Annotated in this window: 19 protein-coding genes and 3 pseudogenes; 5 read left to right on the forward strand and 17 right to left on the reverse strand. The window is 68.7% G+C overall.

What is annotated here, in order from left to right:
• Positions 1 to 311 precede the first annotated feature (311 nt).
• Positions 312 to 659 carry a rhodanese-like domain-containing protein gene (locus tag ACHMWU_RS25600; RefSeq protein ID WP_396048288.1) on the forward strand — a complete coding sequence of 116 codons (348 nt, stop codon included), beginning with the start codon at positions 312 to 314 and terminating at the stop codon, positions 657 to 659.
• Here the strand turns inward: ACHMWU_RS25600 and ACHMWU_RS25605 are convergent.
• From ACHMWU_RS25605 to ACHMWU_RS25615, 3 genes are read right to left on the reverse strand one after another with little or no spacing between them, the layout of a single operon-like run.
• A complete protein-coding gene (locus tag ACHMWU_RS25605) occupies positions 601 to 948 on the reverse strand; it encodes an HU family DNA-binding protein (RefSeq protein WP_396049218.1) in 348 nt (115 codons plus the stop codon). The genes ACHMWU_RS25600 and ACHMWU_RS25605 overlap by 59 nt on opposite strands.
• Before the next feature lie 58 nt (positions 949 to 1006).
• Positions 1007 to 1702 (reverse strand): leucyl/phenylalanyl-tRNA--protein transferase, encoded by a 696-nt coding sequence (locus tag ACHMWU_RS25610; RefSeq protein ID WP_396048290.1) that lies wholly within the window; start codon positions 1700 to 1702, stop codon positions 1007 to 1009.
• 25 nt (positions 1703 to 1727) lie between these two features.
• On the reverse strand, positions 1728 to 2510 hold the full coding sequence (locus tag ACHMWU_RS25615; RefSeq protein ID WP_396048292.1) for a phosphotransferase: 783 nt from the start codon (positions 2508 to 2510) through the stop codon (positions 1728 to 1730).
• 216 nt (positions 2511 to 2726) lie between these two features.
• Between ACHMWU_RS25615 and ACHMWU_RS25620 the strand changes: the two genes are divergently transcribed.
• Together ACHMWU_RS25620 and ACHMWU_RS25625 are read left to right on the forward strand one after the other, a co-directional pair.
• Complete coding sequence (locus tag ACHMWU_RS25620; RefSeq protein WP_396048295.1) at positions 2727 to 3302, forward strand: hypothetical protein; 576 nt, start codon at positions 2727 to 2729, stop codon at positions 3300 to 3302.
• On the forward strand, positions 3299 to 3421 hold the full coding sequence (locus tag ACHMWU_RS25625; protein ID WP_396048297.1) for a hypothetical protein: 123 nt from the start codon (positions 3299 to 3301) through the stop codon (positions 3419 to 3421). Before ACHMWU_RS25620 ends, ACHMWU_RS25625 begins: the two co-directional genes overlap by 4 nt.
• A gap of 109 nt (positions 3422 to 3530) precedes the next feature.
• On the opposite strand, the gene ACHMWU_RS25630 is transcribed toward ACHMWU_RS25625, so the two are convergent.
• From ACHMWU_RS25630 to ACHMWU_RS25650, 5 genes and pseudogenes are all read right to left on the reverse strand, one after another.
• A complete protein-coding gene (locus ACHMWU_RS25630; protein WP_396049219.1) occupies positions 3531 to 4430 on the reverse strand; it encodes a hydroxymethylglutaryl-CoA lyase in 900 nt (299 codons plus the stop codon).
• A gap of 131 nt (positions 4431 to 4561) precedes the next feature.
• Positions 4562 to 4678 (reverse strand): biotin/lipoyl-containing protein, encoded by a 117-nt coding sequence (locus tag ACHMWU_RS25635; protein WP_396049220.1) that lies wholly within the window; start codon positions 4676 to 4678, stop codon positions 4562 to 4564.
• A 505-nt stretch (positions 4679 to 5183) separates the two neighbouring features.
• A pseudogene (locus ACHMWU_RS25640) lies at positions 5184 to 5999 on the reverse strand (ATP-grasp domain-containing protein); the annotation flags it as partial.
• Positions 5923 to 6417, reverse strand: a complete 495-nt coding sequence (locus ACHMWU_RS25645; protein WP_396048300.1) for a biotin carboxylase N-terminal domain-containing protein — start codon at positions 6415 to 6417, stop codon at positions 5923 to 5925. The pseudogene ACHMWU_RS25640 and the gene ACHMWU_RS25645, both read right to left, overlap by 77 nt.
• A gap of 2 nt (positions 6418 to 6419) precedes the next feature.
• Positions 6420 to 7973: pseudogene (locus ACHMWU_RS25650) on the reverse strand (carboxyl transferase domain-containing protein).
• Between the two features lie 53 nt (positions 7974 to 8026).
• Between ACHMWU_RS25650 and ACHMWU_RS25655 the strand changes: the two are divergent.
• On the forward strand, positions 8027 to 8572 hold the full coding sequence (locus ACHMWU_RS25655) for a TetR/AcrR family transcriptional regulator (protein WP_396049221.1): 546 nt from the start codon (positions 8027 to 8029) through the stop codon (positions 8570 to 8572).
• Between the two features lie 12 nt (positions 8573 to 8584).
• Here the strand turns inward: ACHMWU_RS25655 and ACHMWU_RS25660 are convergent, their stop codons facing one another.
• The 4 genes from ACHMWU_RS25660 to ACHMWU_RS25675 are packed head-to-tail and all read right to left on the reverse strand — an operon-like array spanning position 8585 to position 10281.
• Complete coding sequence (locus ACHMWU_RS25660) at positions 8585 to 9061, reverse strand: EamA family transporter (protein ID WP_396048302.1); 477 nt, start codon at positions 9059 to 9061, stop codon at positions 8585 to 8587.
• A complete protein-coding gene (locus ACHMWU_RS25665; RefSeq protein WP_396048304.1) occupies positions 9046 to 9480 on the reverse strand; it encodes an EamA family transporter in 435 nt (144 codons plus the stop codon). The genes ACHMWU_RS25660 and ACHMWU_RS25665 overlap by 16 nt, the downstream gene beginning before the upstream one ends.
• A gap of 30 nt (positions 9481 to 9510) precedes the next feature.
• Positions 9511 to 9648, reverse strand: coding sequence for a hypothetical protein (locus ACHMWU_RS25670; protein ID WP_396048306.1), 138 nt, complete (start codon positions 9646 to 9648; stop codon positions 9511 to 9513).
• 42 nt (positions 9649 to 9690) lie between these two features.
• On the reverse strand, positions 9691 to 10281 hold the full coding sequence (locus tag ACHMWU_RS25675) for a type I methionyl aminopeptidase (protein WP_396048308.1): 591 nt from the start codon (positions 10279 to 10281) through the stop codon (positions 9691 to 9693).
• 65 nt (positions 10282 to 10346) lie between these two features.
• Between ACHMWU_RS25675 and ACHMWU_RS25680 the strand changes: the two genes are divergently transcribed.
• A complete protein-coding gene (locus tag ACHMWU_RS25680; RefSeq protein ID WP_396048310.1) occupies positions 10347 to 10610 on the forward strand; it encodes a helix-turn-helix domain-containing protein in 264 nt (87 codons plus the stop codon).
• Positions 10611 to 10656: 46 nt separating this feature from the next.
• Here the strand turns inward: ACHMWU_RS25680 and lpdA are convergent, their stop codons facing one another.
• The 5 genes and pseudogenes from lpdA to ACHMWU_RS25705 all read right to left on the reverse strand — a co-directional run bounded on the left by lpdA (position 10657) and on the right by ACHMWU_RS25705 (position 15929).
• The gene (gene lpdA, locus ACHMWU_RS25685; RefSeq protein ID WP_396048312.1) at positions 10657 to 12048 is read right to left on the reverse strand and encodes a dihydrolipoyl dehydrogenase; all 1392 of its coding nucleotides are present in this window, start codon (positions 12046 to 12048) and stop codon (positions 10657 to 10659) included.
• A 303-nt stretch (positions 12049 to 12351) separates the two neighbouring features.
• Positions 12352 to 12675 (reverse strand): hypothetical protein, encoded by a 324-nt coding sequence (locus tag ACHMWU_RS25690; protein WP_396048315.1) that lies wholly within the window; start codon positions 12673 to 12675, stop codon positions 12352 to 12354.
• Positions 12672 to 13991: a dihydrolipoamide acetyltransferase family protein gene (locus tag ACHMWU_RS25695; protein ID WP_396048317.1), complete on the reverse strand. Its 1320-nt coding sequence runs from the start codon at positions 13989 to 13991 to the stop codon at positions 12672 to 12674. The genes ACHMWU_RS25690 and ACHMWU_RS25695 overlap by 4 nt, the downstream gene beginning before the upstream one ends.
• A gap of 20 nt (positions 13992 to 14011) precedes the next feature.
• A pseudogene (locus ACHMWU_RS25700) lies at positions 14012 to 14977 on the reverse strand (alpha-ketoacid dehydrogenase subunit beta); the annotation flags it as partial.
• 1 nt (position 14978) lies between these two features.
• Complete coding sequence (locus ACHMWU_RS25705; protein WP_396048319.1) at positions 14979 to 15929, reverse strand: thiamine pyrophosphate-dependent enzyme; 951 nt, start codon at positions 15927 to 15929, stop codon at positions 14979 to 14981.
• Positions 15930 to 15986: the final 57 nt, after the last annotated feature.

A 15986-nucleotide genomic window follows, 5' to 3' on the forward strand; every position in this document is an offset into this window, starting at 1 on the left:
ACGCGCGATGCACGGTCAGGAAGGCCGCCGGACGAGTGCGCGCCACCCCAGGGGTCGACATCACGAAGGGAAGACTGATGACATCTCGGTTCTTCACTTCGTTCACCACCTTGGGACTTTGGCGTGAAGAAAGCCGCCGGCGGTGCGCCGTGACGGCTTGTCTATGGTCCAAAGTAACTATACGAGGGGGTCACACGCCAGTTTTTTTCGCCAGCCTCCCTCCGCAAGCAACAAACCGACTCAGGAGACGATGGGATCATGTCCCGACACACACATCCCCGACCATCGAGGTCCAAGGCGTCCCGCAGCCCTTGACCGACGCCACCCCCGTGCTCGACGTGCGTGAACCTCACGAATGGGCCGCCGGGCGCATCGAGGGCGCGATCCACATCCCGTTGGGCGAGCGGCCGGCCCGCCTGGCCGAGCTCGACCCACAAAAGCCGACGCTCGTCATCTGCCATCTCGGCGGAGTTCGGCGCGGGCCACGCAGTGGCTTCCAGAGGCCAGGGATTCGACGCCACGAACGTTGCCGGTGGCATGGAGGCCTGGGAAGAGGCTGGCCTGCCGATCGCGCGCTGACGGGCCACCGCACTCGCGCGATCAGCCAGCGCACACGCAACAGCGCCACCGGGCCGAGGCCTGGTGGCGCTGCTGTCTGAGTACTGAACTACTGGGTGCTGACCTACTTGGCGGCAGCCTTCGAGGCGCGAGCCGAACGCTTACCTTGACGCCGAAGCCGGCGGGGATGTAAGATGTTTCGCCGGTCGAGGGGTTGCGGCCCGTGCGCGCAGCACCGTGCACGCGCTCGAACGGAGAGAATCCGGGGATCGACCTTGCTCGCCCCTGGCGAAGTGAATCAAGAAGGATCTCGCTGTGAAGGACGAAAGAACCGCGTCGGCTTCGGCCTTGCTGGTGCCGGCCTTCGAAGACGAGGGCGGCGACGAGGATCGATTGCGTGAGATAGCCACCAAAAGCCTAGTGAGTGGTGATGTTTTCGCTGTCCAGTCTAGGGACTCCTTCGCAACGATTTTGTCGGCGCCCGGCGTCGAAGGGCGAAGATTCCACCTGATGTCAGGGCCAGATCACAGGTGGAGGCCGGTCGACAAGCGTCTCGAGGACACCCAGGTAGCGTTGGCGCACGGCCGCTGCTCGACCCCCAGGGCTCCCCCAGGTGCAGCGTGCTCCACTGGGTGTCGATCAGACCCTGCGTCGCCGAAGCGATCTTCGGCCAGCGCGACCAGCACGACCTGGAGGCGTCGGTGGCCCGGTGAAACATCGATTCGCCTGCAAACAGAGCACCAATGCTCAATCCGTACAGCCCGCCGACGAGCTGGCCGTCGGCATCTCGGTCTCGACCAAGTGCGCCCCAGCCCAGCCGATGCAGGCGTACATACGCCTCACGGATCGGCGCATCGATCCACCATCCCGGGCGGCTCGGATCGGCGCAGGCATCGATGACCTCCTCGAACGACTCGTCGACCGTCACGGTGAAGCTCCGCATGGAACGGCGCAACGACCGACTCACCTTGATCTGTGACGGGACCAGCACCCCGCGCTCCATCGGCGACCACCACAGACAACCCGAGCCGTGCGGCATCGGGAACGCCCCGCGGCGGTAGGCCTCGACGACGGTGGGCGGGAGAGGTCGGCGCCCACCGCAACGCAGTCGTCGTCCGGCCAGTCGACGGGGTCGAAGACCCACACCGACGGTGAGACCTGCCGACGCATCACGGGTCGAGCACCCGTGTCAGGTGGTGCAATGGCGCGGAGCCCCACTCGGACCATTCGGCGGCCGTCGCCTCCTGCAGGCACGTCCACCACAACAGCGTGCGGTTGACCGGCTGGGTCAGCGTCGTGGCCGCGGCAAGTGCCGTGACCTCGGCGACCGGCACGCCCACGCCTCGCAGTAGGCCCCGAGCACGTCCGACCAGCCGATCGGTCTGGTTCGTGATCCAGCCGTACGGGACGCTGAGCACTTCGACCGCACGTGCCCACTGACCATCCGCGAAGTCGAAAACGCGTCCGTCGCGGGCGAAGACGTTGTTGGGGTGCAGGTCGCCGTGCTGCCAGGTGGCCGGCATCGTGGACGCCGCGAGCTGCGCGGCAGCGTCCGCGATCTCGCTCCGTTGGGCGACAAGACGGGCCCGTAGGTGCGGCGGCACGTGCGAGGGGTGCGCGTAGGGCAGCTCGGCGAAGATCTCCACGAGCCGGGTCGAACCGGTCGACACGGTCTCGGTTCCGCAGTCAGGCAGTCCCGCGTCGAGCAGGACCGTGCGGTGCTGCGCCGTCGCCTGCTGCAGCTCGGCCGCACGGACGAGGACGCGGCGCCAGTCCGTCACGTCGACGACCTCGGCGTCCGCCAGGGTCGGACCACGGTCGACCGTCAGCATCCAGCCGCGTCCGGCGTCGATCGCGAGCGGCGGGTCGACGGCTTCGCGGGGCCAGCTGGGCCAGCTCGACCTGCAACCGGGGCTCGAGGCGAGGGCGGCGCAGTTCGCCTTGAACCACACCCGGCCCTGCGCGGTCGGGACCGCTGGCTGGGTCGACCACGGCGGACGCGGAGCTGTTCGAGCGGCCCGGTGAGCCGTGGCCCGTCCGGTCGAGACACCCCACGGCCCCATTCCGTGACGTCACGACGCCAGTCGTCGTGCGCGACGCGCTCGGAGAACGGACGACTCATGCGCCCAGCGTAGGCCCGCCGAGGGGCGCACCTGGTGCCATGACGCATGTGGGAGACCGACCTATGCTGGAGCAATGGGAGTTCGACGCACGATGGCCGTCACCGCAGGGGCGAGCTGGCCCCCACGGTTGCATCCGGCTACGTGCGCGTCGTGCTCGACAAGGCGATCGACGGCGTCGGTCCGCTGCGCAGCGCTGCAGCGTCGGCCGACACCAAGCTCGTCGACGCCGGCGGTGACGTCGAGAAGGCCCTGGCTGCGCTGGTGCGGATGCACTCGTCTCTGGCCGGCGTGCAGGGATTCGTCACCAACCTCGGTGGCGTGAGCACGATCGCCGTGACCGTGCCGGCCAATGTCGCCGGGGTGACGATCGTGCAGTGCCATCTCGTCGCCGGCATCGCCCACCTGCGCGGGTACGACCTCGAAGATCCGCGGGTCCGCAACGCGATCCTGGCCTGCATGCTGGGCGAGGACGAGGTCCGGTCGCTGATCAAGTCGCACCGGTTGCCGTCGTCTCCCATGGCTCTGGCGACATCGCCGGTGCACGACCCGGTGCTCGACGAGACCTTGTCGCGCGAGGTCACGTCCGGCTCGTCGGCCGGACGGCCGGTCGCCGGGCCGTGACGTTGATCGGTCGACGGATCCCGTTCTTCGGTGGTGCGGTCGGCGCGTCCAGCGACGCCTGGGCCACCTGGCAGATCGGCACGTACGCCGCACAGGAGCTGAAGGACCGCCGCCGCTGATCCGTCCCGGCGCCAAGATCCCGCGAGTGGTGCGGTTTGGTCTTATCGGGACGGCGAGTCTGTCCAAGACGCATCACTCGGCGACAGGTTTGCACCACTCGGCAGACGGCTACGCCAGGGCGCGGACGACGGCACTGGCCGGTTCCTTTCCGAGATGCACGGCCATCCAACGGCTCGTCTCCACCAGCGACAGCAGGTCGACGCCGTGCACGATCCCGAGACCGTCGAGCATCCACACGAGATCTTCTGTCGCGAGGTTGCCAGTCGCACTCTCGGCGTACGGGCAGCCACCGAGACCCCCGGCGGACGCGTCGAAGGTCGTGATGCCGGCCTGCAACGCCGCATGGGTGTTGGCGAGCGCCTGACCGTACGTGTCGTGGAAGTGCATCGCCAGCTGGTTGACCGGGGTCCCGGCGGCGATGAACTGGTCGACCAGTGATCGCACGTGACCCGTCGTGCCGACGCCGATCGTGTCGCCGAGCGACAGCTGGGACGCCCCCAGGTCGAGCAGCCGCCGACCCGTGGCGACGACCTGCTCGATCGGTACCGCGCCCTCCCACGGGTCACCGAAGCACATCGAGACGTAGGCGCGGACATCGAGCCCGGCGGCTCGCGCGCGTTCGACGACCGGCTCGAACATCTCGAACTGGCCGTCGAGCGTCGAGTTCAAGTTCTTGGTCGCGAACGTCTCGGTGGCACTCGCGAAGACGGCGATGTGGGTGACTCCGGCCTCGAGCGCCCGGTCGAGACCACGTTGATTGGGCACCAGCACCGGCAACGGAACGGCACCGCCCTGGGGCAGCCGCGCAACCAGGTCGGCCGCATCGGCCAGCTGCGGGACCCAGCGGGGATGGACGAAGCTCGTCGCCTCGACGACCGGCAGGCCCGCTGCGATCAGCCGCTCGATGAACTCGACCTTGACGTCGAGCGGCACGATCGCCGACTCGTTCTGCAAGCCGTCGCGGGGGCCGACCTCGTAGATCGTGACGGCCGGTGGCAGCGCCGGGATCGCGGACGACCATCGGCCCGGTCATGAAACAGCTCCCCGAGTGGTGCAAACCGGACCCCGATCGGTGCGTCCTGGACAGACACGCCGTCCCAGAAAGACCACACCGCACCGCTCGCGGTGAAGGGCGGTGGTCATGCGGGGTCCACCGTGAACAGGAGGTGCTTGATGGGCACCTGATCTCCCTGCACCGCGCCGACGTACGAGACCACACCGTCGTACGGGGCCGTCAGCGCCAGCTCCATCTTCATCGCCTCGACGACGCCGCTGCTGGCCCAGCGCCACCGCCTCACCCTCGGCGACGTCGACCCGCAGCACCGTCCCTGGCATCGGCGAGACGAGGTCGGCGTCGGTCGACGCCCCGCGGCGATGGCCGCCGCGCATCGGATCGGGCAGCTCGAACGTCCACGTCTGCGCCTGCCACGCGATCGTCACGGCATCCCGGTCGACGACCGCCAACGCCCCGGCCGTCTCCAGCTCGGCGGCATCGAAGCCAAACGACCACCGGTGATCGTTCTCGTCGACCAAGGCGATCGTGACGGGTGCCGGGTCGGCGCCCGACCGCCATCCGTCGACCGTGCCGAACGGACCGGCCGTCTCGACGACGTCGACTCGTCCCCAGAGCCGTGCCGCCGCCGCCTCGGCCGCCTCCGCGGGCACGTCCGGGGAGGTGAGGAGCTCGGTCGCCGCTTCGCTGTCGAGCCATCCGGTGTGCACCTGCCCGACGGCGAACTCCTCGCTCGCGACGAGCCGGCGGACGAAGCCCAGGTTCGTCGTGATGCCGAAGATGCCGGTCTCGTCCAGTGCCTCGACGAGCTGTCGCCGAGCACCCTCACGATCGGCGCCGGCCACGATGATCTTGCCGAGCATCGGGTCGTATGCCGTCGAGACCTCGGCCCCCCCGACCAGGTCGGTCTCGACCCGCGCGTCGAGCGGCCAGGCGACGTCGATCACGTGGCCTGCCTGCGGGATGAAGCCCTCGTACGGGTCCTCGGCGTAGACCCGCACCTCGAAGGCGTGCCCCGATGCGGTGATCTCGTGCTGCTCCAGCGGCAGCGGCTCGCCGGCGGCGACCGCCAGCTGCCACTGGACGAGGTCGAGGCCGGTGATCGCCTCGGTCACCGGATGCTCGACCTGGAGGCGGGTGTTCATCTCGAGGAAGTAGGCACGACCGTCGGCGACGAGGAACTCGACGGTGCCCGCACCCGTGTAGCCCACCTCGCGGCACAGCGCGACGGACGAGTCGTGGAGGGTGCGCCGCAGCTCGTCGCTGAGCCCAGGTGCCGGCGCCTCCTCGACGACCTTCTGGTGCCGCCGCTGGGCCGAGCAGTCGCGCTCGAACAGGTGGACGACATGGCCCTGGGTGTCGCCGAAGATCTGCACCTCGACGTGCCTGCCACCTTCGACGTACGCCTCGACCAGCAACGTGTCGTCACCGAAGGAGGCGGCAGCTTCGCGACGCGCGGCCTCGATCGCGTCGGCCAGACCTGCGGCCTCACGCACGATCCGCATGCCCTTGCCGCCTCCGCCGGCCGCCGCCTTGACCAGCACGGGGTAGGCGTCCGCCGGCACCGCAGCAGCGTCGTACTGCGGAGTGACCGGGACGCCGGCCTTCTCGGCGATCGTCCGGGCGCGATCCTTGCGGCCCATCGCGTCCATGACGTCGGCCGTGGGTCCGATGAACACGAGTCCTGCGTCGACGACCGCCCGGGCGAACTCGGCTCGCTCGGGACAAGAAGCCGTAGCCCGGGTGGATCGCCTCGGCACCCTTGGCCTTGGCGGCGAGCAGGATGCGGTCGATCGACAGGTACGACTCAGCGGCAGAGGTCGGCCCGATGTGGACCGCGTCGTCGGCCAGCTGGACGTAGGGGGCGTCGGCATCGGCGTCGGAGTAGACCGCGACGCTGCGCAGTCCTGCCTCGCGGCACGCCAGGATGACCCGGCGGGCGATCTCGCCGCGGTTGGCAACCAGAACAGAGGAAAAAGTCATCGCTACATCCTGAAGAGGCCGAAGCGAGGCTCCGGGATCGGAACTGCCGTGGAGACCTGCAGGCCCATCGCGAGGACGCGGCGGGTGTCGACCGGGTCGATGATCCCGTCGTCCCACAGCCGCGCAGTCGAGTAGTAGGCCGATCCCTGGTCGTCGAACTTCTCACGGATCGGTGCGCGGAACTCGGCCTCGTCGTCGGCCGACCACTCCTCGCCCCGCTTCTCCATGCCGTCGCGCTTGACGGTCGCGAGCACCGCTGCGGCCTGCTCGCCACCCATCACCGAGATCTTGGCGTTGGGCCACATCCAGAGGAAGCGCGGATCGTAGGCCCGTCCGCACATCCCGTAGTTGCCTGCCCCGTACGAGCCGCCGATGACGACGGTGAACTTCGGCACGACCGACGAGGCGACGGCGGTGACGGCTTGGCGCCGTCCTTGGCGATACCGCGGTTCTCGTACTCCTGGCCGACCATGAACCCGGTGATGTTCTGCAGGAAGACCAGGGGAATGCCGCGCTGGTTGGCGAGCTCGATGAAGTGGGCGCCCTTGAGGGCCGACTCGCTGAACAGGATGCCGTTGTTGGCCACGATCGCGACCGGATAGCCCTCGATGCGGGCGAAGCCACAGACGAGGGTCTCGCCGTAGAGCGGCTTGAACTCGTGCAGCCGTGAATCGTCGACGATCCGGCGGATGACCTCGCGGACGTCGTAGGGCGTGCGCCCGTCGGTCGGGACGACGTCGTACAGCTCGTGCGGATCTTCGCGCGGCGGCACGGCTCGTGGGGTGGTGGCGTGCTGGTGGGACGTTCGAGGGTCGCGATCATCGACCGGACGATCTGCAAGGCGTGCTCGTCGTCGTCGGCGAGGTGGTCGACGACGCCTGAGGTGCGTGCGTGCACGTCACCGCCGCCCAGGTCCTCGGCGGTGACGACCTCGCCGGTCGCAGCCTTCACGAGCGGGGGGCCGGCGAGGAAGATCGTGCCCTGCTCCTTGACGATGACGGTCTCGTCGCTCATCGCGGGACGTACGCTCCGCCGGCGGTGCTGGAGCCGAGCACCGCCGAGATCTGCGGGATCCGCAGGGCAGACATCTGGGCCTGGTTGTAGAAGATCCGGCCGAAGTGCTCGCGGTCGGGGAAGACCTCGTCCTGCATGGGCAGGAAGGCCCCGCCTGACTCGACGAGGTACACGCACGGCAGGTGGTTCTCCTGCGCGATGGTCTGGGCGCGCAGGTGCTTCTTGACCGTCATCGGGAAGTAGGTGCCCCCTTTGACCGTCGCGTCATTGGCCACGATCATGCACTCACGCCCGCTGACCCGGCCGATGCCGGCGATGATTCCGGCGCTGGGCACGCTGGACTCGCCCTCGGGCGCCCCGTACATGCCGTGGGCGGCGAGTGCACCGATCTCGAGGAAGGGCGAGCCGGGGTCAAGGAGGTGGTCGATCCGGTCACGGGGCAGCAGCTCGCCGCGCTGGACGTGCTTGGTGCGGGCTGCTTCGCTGCCGCCTTGGCGCACGACGGCGAGCCGGTCGCGCAACTGTTGGACGAGTTCTCGCATAAGGTCAAGGTTAACACCTATTAACCTAGGGCCGCTATACTGGGGTTGTGACAATGACACGCCGCGACCAGATCCTCGATACTGCGGCGACGCTCTTTGCGCAGCGCGGATTCCACGGGGTGTCGATGCATGACATCGGGAGCGCCTGCGGCATCTCCGGCCCGGCGATCTACAAGCACTTCGCCAGCAAGGACGACGTCCTCAACCAGTCCCTGGTCGGGATCAGCGAACGCCTGCTGGCCGAAGGGCAAAAACGGGCGGCCACCAACGCTGATCCGTCCGTCGCGCTCGAGGCGCTGATCGACTGGCATATCGAGTTCGCGCTCGCCGACCCGGCGCTCATCACGATCCAGGTCAGCGAGTGGACGAATCTCGGGGTCGAGGGCCGCACCGCGGTTCGCAGGCTGCAGCTGGCCTACATCGACATCTGGGTCGACACCGTGCGGCAGCTGCGCGGCGACCTCGATGCTGCGGAGGCCCGCGCCGTCGTCCAGGCCACCTTCGGCCTGCTCAACTCGACGCCCCACAGCGCACGCATCAGCGAGACCGCGATGCGGACAAGGTCGACCAAGATGGCGCGCGCCGCACTCCTCGCCTGACTGCACCTCTGACTACGACGACTGAGCAGCGGCCTCCGGTGCAGGTGCCGGTGCGCGGCGGAGCGAGATCGTCGCCCAGGCGACCCCCGCCAGCATCACCGCGCCCCCGACGGCTTCGAGGACGCTCGGCACCTCGTCCTGGACGATCCAGGCCGTCGCGATGCCGATGACCGGCACCAGCAGGACGAATGGCACGACCGCGCTGGCCGGGTACCGGGCGAGCAGCGAGTTCCAGATCCCGTAGCCGATCAAGGACGCCCCGACCGCGGTGTAGACCGTCGCGGCGATCGCCGTGCCCGACAGGTCGGTCAGTGACTGCTCGACCGCCGAGCGGCCGTCGACCAGCAGCGCGAGGGCGAAGGCCGGGACCGGGACCACGAGCGCCGACCAGACGACCATCGAGAAGCCTGACGAGACACCCGCGCGGCGGGCGATGACGTTGCCGGTGGCCCACGAGAGGGCGGCGGCGAGGATCACGATGACTGGCACGACCGGCGCCGTCGCACCGTGGGCACCGACGACGACCGCCAGGCCGACCGTGCCGATCGTCGCGCCGACGGCTGCTTGCGGGTCGGTGGCTCCTTGAGGACCACGGCGGCGATCACGATCGTGAAGATCACCTGGGCCTGCAGCACCAACGAGGCCAGACCGGCCGGCATGCCGAGGTCGAGCGAGATGTACAACAGGCTGAACTGGCCCAGGCTCATGAACGTCCCGACCGCCACGACCGCCTGCCACCTGGCCTTCGGACGCGGCACGAAGAACACCAGCGGGAACGCCACCAAGACGAATCTCATCGCCAGCAGCACGAGCGGCGGCACGTCACCGAGCCCCTTGTCGATGACCACGAAGTTGGCGCCCCACAGCACTGCGACGACGACGGCCAGCAGGCTGTGCTTGGGAGACATGGGTCCATCCTCTCCCGGAGCCCCCTGGAGCTAGCGGGGCGCGGTGAGGATCTCGGCTCCGCCGTCGGTGATGGCGATCGTGTGCTCGCTGTGGGCGGTCTGGCAGCCGGTCACGCTGCGCAGCGTCCACCCGTCGGCGTCGGTGACGAGCTCTGCGGTGTCAGCCATGACCCAGGGCTCGAGGGCCAGCAGGAGACCCGGGCGCAGCTGCTAGCCGCGGCCCGGACGTCCGGTGTTCGAGATGTGGGGATCCTGGTGCATCGTCGACCCGATCCCGTGCCCGCCGAACTCGGTGTTGATGGGATAGCCCGCCTCGCTGAGCACGGAACCGATGGCGTGCGAGATGTCGCCGATCCGGTTGCCCGGACGGGCGACTGCGATGCCGGCGCGCAGCGCACGTTCGGTCGCGTCGATCATCGCGACGTCGGCCACCGTTCTCGGCTCGCCCACGATGAAGCTGATCGCGGAGTCGGCTGCGACACCGCGCAGTGACACAGCGAGGTCGAGCGTCAGCAGGTCTCCGTCGCGCAGCGCGTAGTCACGCGGCAGTCCGTGGAGCACCGCGTCGTTGACGCCGGTGCAGATGTAGTGACCGAACGGTCCGCGACCGAACGACGGCGCGTAGTCGACGTAGCAGGACTGCGCCCCCGCCTCCACGATCATGGCCTGGGCCCACTGGTCGATCTCGAGGAGATTCGTGCCGACTGTGCTGCCAGCCTTCAAGGTCTGCAAGATGTCGGCGACCAGCGCGCCGGTCTCTCGCGCTCGGAGCAGCTGGGCGGGGGTGAGGATCTCGATCATGGGGCACCTTTCTCGATGACCAATAACTATACCGGTAATGCTATCCCGGTACTATCATTGGCATCATGGTCAGGCTGCCACTCACCCCCGAAGAGATCGAACGCGGACAGCGTCTCGGCGCCCTGCTCCGCCGCGCCAGAGGCGACCGGTCGATGCTCCAGACCGCGCTCGACGCCCGCGTCTCGCCCGAGACCCTGCGCAAGATCGAGTCGGGCCGCGTCGCCACTCCCGCCTTCTCGACCATCGCCGCGATTGCCGACGTTGTCGGGCTCTCGCTCGACACCGTGTGGGCCGAGATCAGCCAGCCCGAGCGCAGCCGGAGCCGCTAGCGCTCAGGCCCCGGCCATCCCTTGGTCACCCCGGCAAGCAACGGTCTCAGGCGTGCGAGTGAAGTGGCTTGCCGGCCAACGCCAGAGCGGCCTCGCCGAGGGACTCGTTCTGGGTCGGGTGCGCGTGCAGGAACTGCGCGACGTCCTCGGGATAGGCCTCCCAGTTGACGATCAGGGAGGCCTCGCCGACCTGCTCGCCCAGCCGGGTGCCGATCATGTGCACGCCGACGATCGGGCCGTCCTTCTCACGGACCAGCTTGACGCTCCCTGTGGTCTGGAGGATCTGGCTCTTGCCATTGCCGCCGAGGTTGTACTCGACGATCTCGACCTTGTCGTCGCCGAGCTTCTGCCGGGCCTGGGGCTCCGTGATGCCGACCGAGGCGATCTCGGGCTCGCAGTAAGTGACGCGCGGGATGCCGGCATCCGTGACCGGGGCCGGATCAAGACCAGCGATCTCCTCGGCGACGAAGATGCCGTGGGCGAAGCCGCGGTGGGCCAGCTGCAGTCCGGGGACCAGATCGCCGACCGCAAAGACGCCCTTGACGTTGGTGGCGAGGCGCTCATCGGTAGGCACCCAGCCGCGGTCGACGGTGATGCCAGCGTCCTCGAAGCCCATGCCCTCACTGCGTGGGCCGCGGCCCACGGCCACGAGCACGAGATCGGTCTCGATCGTGTCGCCGTTCTCGAGCGAGACGGTGACACCATCATCGGACTGCTCGACGCTCGTGAACTTCACGCCGGTCTTGAAGGCGATCTTGCGCTTGCGGAACGCGCGCTCGAGCTGCTTGCTCAGGGCCGGATCCTCCAGCGGCACGAGCGTCTCCAGGCCCTCGATGATCGTGACGTCGGCGCCGAACGACTTCCAGACGCTGGCGAACTCGACGCCGATGACGGAGCCACCGACGATGACGACGCGCTCAGGGACCTCGGTCATCGCGAGCGCCTCGTCGGAGGTGATGATCCGCCCACCGATGTCGAGGCCCAAGGTGCGGGGGGTCGAGCCGGTCGCAAGGATCACGTTTCGGCCGGCGTACCTCTCACCGTTGACCTCGACGACGCCCCCGCCGGCGGGGTCCGTGGAGTCGAGCCGGCCTTCGCCCGCGACCACGGTGATGTTCGGGGACGACGCAATCAGCCCCTGCAGACCCTTGTAAAGCTTGTCGACCACGCCGGCCTTGAAGGCGTTGACACCCACCATGTCGACGCCGTCGAACGAGGCGCTGACACCGAACTTCTCGGACTCGCGGGCCGCATCAGCGACCTCCGCCGAGTGCAGAAGCGCCTTGGTGGGGATGCAGCCGTTGTGCAGGCAGGTACCGCCGAGCTTGCCCTTCTCGACGAGCGCGACGGTGAGGCCCAGCTGACTGGCGCGCAGCGCAGCGGCGTAACCGCCACTCCCGCCGCCCAAGATCACGAGGTCATACGAAGAGGTGGTCACTCTGGTTCCTTTCGGGTGTCACGAGTTGGCGCCGGGTCGACGAAGACAAGTCGCTGACAATCGGCGCAGATGTCGAACGAGCGTTCCTGACGCACGTCGACGTCGAAGAAGATCGGCCACGTCAGGCAGGCGACTCCGCAGGCTGTCCGGGACGAGCCGAGGCGTCGCCCGTGAACGGTCCCCCACGGCACGAGAGCGCCGTCCCGGGGATGCCCGCTCTTGGCTCGAACTTTCTGCGCGGCGGTGGCAAACCACGATGGGCTCGCGTGCGGTCGGGACATGCGTGGCAGTGATGTCATCAGCTCAGATCCTGAAGGTGTGCTCGACCTTGTAGACGTCGACGACTCGGTTGAGGAACTTGCTGATCCGCTCCAGCACGTCATGGCTCGGCAGCGACACGACGATCGTCATCCGCAGCACCTCACCCCGCACATCCTCGAGTCCTCTGACCAAGCGGTGGTCGAAGCCGCTGAAGTCCGCGATGAACCGCTCGACCGCGAAGCGCCGCAGCGTGAATCCCTGCAGCACCCTGCCGCAGACAGCGACGTCTCCTCGGGCGTAGACCGTCAGGACGATGAGGCCGGCGACCTGTTCGTCGTCGCGGACCAGACCCATGGCGAACGTCATGCGAGCACGAAGGCCTCACTGGGATCCTCGAGCAGTCGGCCCAGCGTCGCCAGCACGTTCGAGCCGAGCTCGCCGTCCACCAGCCGATGGTCGAACGACAGCGCGAGCTGAGTGACCTTGCGGACCTGAAGCTCACCCTCGACGACCCACGGCATGTCTCGGACGTTGCCGAAGGCGAGGATCGCAGCCTCGCCGGGGTTCAGGATGGGCGTACCTGCATCGACGCCGAGAGCGCCGATGTTGGTGATCGTGATGGTGCCCCGAGACATCTGCTCAGGCGAGGTCTTGCCGGCACGGGCCGTGGCCACCAGCTCAGCAACAGCAGCGGCGAGCCCGCGCAGGTCGAGCTCGTCGGCGCCCTTGACGTTCGGGACGATGAGACCACGGGGGGTCGCTGCCGCCAGTCCGAGGTTGACGTAGTGCGGCTCGACGATCTCCTGGGCGGTCTCGTCCCAGCGAGCGTTGATGCCGGGGTAGCGGCGGATGGCCATCAGCAGGGCGCGGGCCACCAGGACCAGCGGCGTGAGGCGCACGTCGGACCAGTCGCGATGCGCCTTGAGCCTGGCGAGCAGGTCCATCGTGCGGGTCACGTCCACGGTGAGGAACAGCGTCACGTGCGGCGCGGTGAACGCCGAGCTCGTCATGGCCGCGGCGATGGCCTTGCGCACGCCCTTGATCGGCGTCCTCGTCTCGCGCTCGCCGATCGTCGCGCCCACCGCCTGCGACGACTCGGGGGTCTGTGGCGGGGCGCCGGCTGCGTCCTCGACGTCCCGGCGCGAGATGACGTCGCCGTTCGAGGCAACGATCGAGGTCAGGTCAACACCGGCTTGCTTGGCCAGGAGGCGAACCGGAGGCTTGGCGCGGGTCGCGCCCGCACGCACGGCGGCCTCGCGCCGGGGCAGCACCACCGCAGCCCCTGACGTGTCGGGGTCGACCCTTCGCGCCAGCCGACGAGTGCGGGGAACCGCGGCCGTGGGGCCCGTCCCGACCAGCACCAGCGGCTTCTCGTCGGGCGCATCCTCCACCTGCGGCTCAGGGCTCGAGTCGACCCCGACGTCGCCGGTCGGCGCCGGCGAGGCGCTGCCGTCGTCGATCGTGATGATGACGGTGCCGACCGGGACGGTCTGGCCCGGCTCGACGTGCAGGACCGAGACCGTGCCCGCTACCGGAGACGGGAGCTCGACGACGGACTTGGCCGTCTCGATCTCGAGAAGCGTCTGATTGACCTCGACTGCATCACCTGCGGCGACCTGCCACTCGAGGATCTCGGCCTCGGTGAGACCCTCGCCGACGTCGGGGAGCTTGAACTCGAACACGCGGGATCTCCTAGTAGTTTCAGGCTGGCGTCGACGGCCTCGAGGATCCGGTCGACGTCGGGGAGGAAACGGTCCTCCATGTGGGCAGGCGGATAGGGGAGGTTGTAGGCGCCGACCCGCAGGACGGGCGCCTCCAGCTCGTAGAAGCACTCCTGGGTGATGGCCGCCGCGATCTCCGCGCCGATCCCGAGGAAGGTCGACGCCTCATGGACCACCACGACGCGGTGTGACTCCGTGGCGACCTTGCGCAGCGTCGCGACGTCGAGCGGCGAGATCGTGCGCAGGTCGACCACGCCGACCGAGAACCCGTCCTCACGGGCGGCATCGGCTGCAGCCAGGGCCGTGGCCACGCTGGGACCATGTGCGACGAGGGTGCAGTCCGTCCCCTCGCGGAGGACCGCTGCCTCGTGCAACGACCGGGTCGGCTCGTCGAGCACCTCGCCCTTGTCCCAGTAACGCCGCTTGGGCTCGTAGAAGATGACGGGATCGTCCGACTCGATGGCCTGCTGGATCATGTGGAATGCGTCATCAGGGTTGGAGCACGACACGACCCGCAGGCCCGCCGTGTGGGCGAAGTAGGCCTCGTTCGACTCCGAGTGGTGCTCGACGGCGCCGATGCCGCCGCCCACGGGGATCCGGATGACGATCGGCAACGACAGACGTCCCTGCGATCGGGCGCGCATCTTGGCGAGCTGGCTGACGATCTGGTCGAACGCCGGGTACACGAAGCCGTCGAACTGGATCTCGCAGACGGGGCGGTACCCGCGCAGGGCCAGACCGATCGCGGTGCCGACGATGCCGGACTCGGCCAGCGGGGTGTCGACGACGCGCTCGGTGCCGAACTCGGCAGCGAGTCCGTCGGTCACGCGGAACACGCCGCCGAGGGTCGCGATGTCCTCGCCCATGACCAGGACCTTCTCGTCGCGGGCCATCGCGGCGTGCAGCCCCGCGTTGATCGCAGCGCCGAGGGCGTAGCGAGCACCCATGTCAGGCCACCGTCCGTTCGTGACGGGCGAGGTACTGCGCGAGCTCGTGATCCATGACGGGGTGCGGCTCGGCGTACGTCTGCTCGAAGACGACGGCGAGGTCGTCGCCGTGCAACGCCTTGCACTGCTCCCTGACCTCGACCGCGAGTGCCTCCTCGCGAGACTCGAGGTCGCTGAAGTAGTCGTCGGCGACGCCGGGGGCTGCGCAGGAGCCGTTCGAGCCGGGTGATGGGGTCCTTCGACTGCCAGCCGGCCAGCCGTCGTCGGTGCGATAGCGCTTGGGGTCGTCCGAGCTCGAGTGCCCGGCGAGCCGGTAGGTCTGTGCCTCGATCAGCGCTGCACCCTCGCCGGCACGGACCCGAGCGGTCGCGTGCTGGGTGACGGCGTGCACGGCGAGAACGTCGTTGCCGTCCACGTGATAGCCCGCCAGTCCGAAGCCGGCGGCCCGCACGTGCAGCGGCGTCCGCATCTGCGTGCTCGTCGGGGTCGAGATCGCCCACTGGTTGTTCTGGCAGAAGAACACGACGGGCAGAGAACCGGCCGCTGCCCAGTTGAACGCCTCGTTGACGTCACCCTGGCTCGCCGCGCCGTCGCCGAAGTAGGTCATGACGACCTCGTCGGAACGGTCGAGCCGGACGCCGGCGGCGTACCCGGTCGCGTGCAGCGTCTGGGTGCCGAGGACGAGCGAGTTGATGTGCACGTTCGATTCGGCCGGGTCCCAGCCGGAGTGCGCCGCTCCCCGCCACTGACGCAGGATGTCGGCTGGCGAGATGCCTCGGCACAAGGTGACAGCGTGCTCGCGGTAGCTCGGGAACACGTGGTCGGTGCTCTGGAGGGCACGCACCGAACCGACCTGCGCGGCTTCCTGTCCCCAGCTCATGACCCACAGGTGCAGCTCGCCCTGTCGTTGAAGGGCCAGCGCCTCGTGGTCCAGTCGGCGGGCCAGCACCATGTCGGCGTGGAGGTCCTTCGCCAGATCGAGGTCGACACCCAGCCGAGACCGGCCGGA

The sequence above is a fragment of the Aeromicrobium sp. UC242_57 genome (assembly GCF_044452305.1).
In the GTDB taxonomy this organism is placed as follows: domain Bacteria; phylum Actinomycetota; class Actinomycetes; order Propionibacteriales; family Nocardioidaceae; genus Aeromicrobium.

Excerpts from the sequence above, each read along its gene's own strand:
- ACHMWU_RS25620 (WP_396048295.1), top strand. The coding sequence starts at position 2,727 with ATGTGGGAGACCGACCTATGCTGGAGCAATGGGAGTTCGACGCACGAT.
- ACHMWU_RS25635 (WP_396049220.1), bottom strand. The coding sequence starts at position 4,678 with ATGAAGATGGAGCTGGCGCTGACGGCCCCGTACGACGGTGTGGTCTCG.
- ACHMWU_RS25645 (WP_396048300.1), bottom strand. The coding sequence starts at position 6,417 with ATGACTTTTTCCTCTGTTCTGGTTGCCAACCGCGGCGAGATCGCCCGC.
- ACHMWU_RS25655 (WP_396049221.1), top strand. The coding sequence starts at position 8,027 with ATGACACGCCGCGACCAGATCCTCGATACTGCGGCGACGCTCTTTGCG.
- ACHMWU_RS25665 (WP_396048304.1), bottom strand. The coding sequence starts at position 9,480 with ATGTCTCCCAAGCACAGCCTGCTGGCCGTCGTCGTCGCAGTGCTGTGG.
- ACHMWU_RS25670 (WP_396048306.1), bottom strand. The coding sequence starts at position 9,648 with ATGGCTGACACCGCAGAGCTCGTCACCGACGCCGACGGGTGGACGCTG.
- ACHMWU_RS25675 (WP_396048308.1), bottom strand. The coding sequence starts at position 10,281 with ATGATCGAGATCCTCACCCCCGCCCAGCTGCTCCGAGCGCGAGAGACC.
- ACHMWU_RS25680 (WP_396048310.1), top strand. The coding sequence starts at position 10,347 with ATGGTCAGGCTGCCACTCACCCCCGAAGAGATCGAACGCGGACAGCGT.
- ACHMWU_RS25690 (WP_396048315.1), bottom strand. The coding sequence starts at position 12,675 with ATGACGTTCGCCATGGGTCTGGTCCGCGACGACGAACAGGTCGCCGGC.
- ACHMWU_RS25705 (WP_396048319.1), bottom strand. The coding sequence starts at position 15,929 with ATGGTGCTGGCCCGCCGACTGGACCACGAGGCGCTGGCCCTTCAACGA.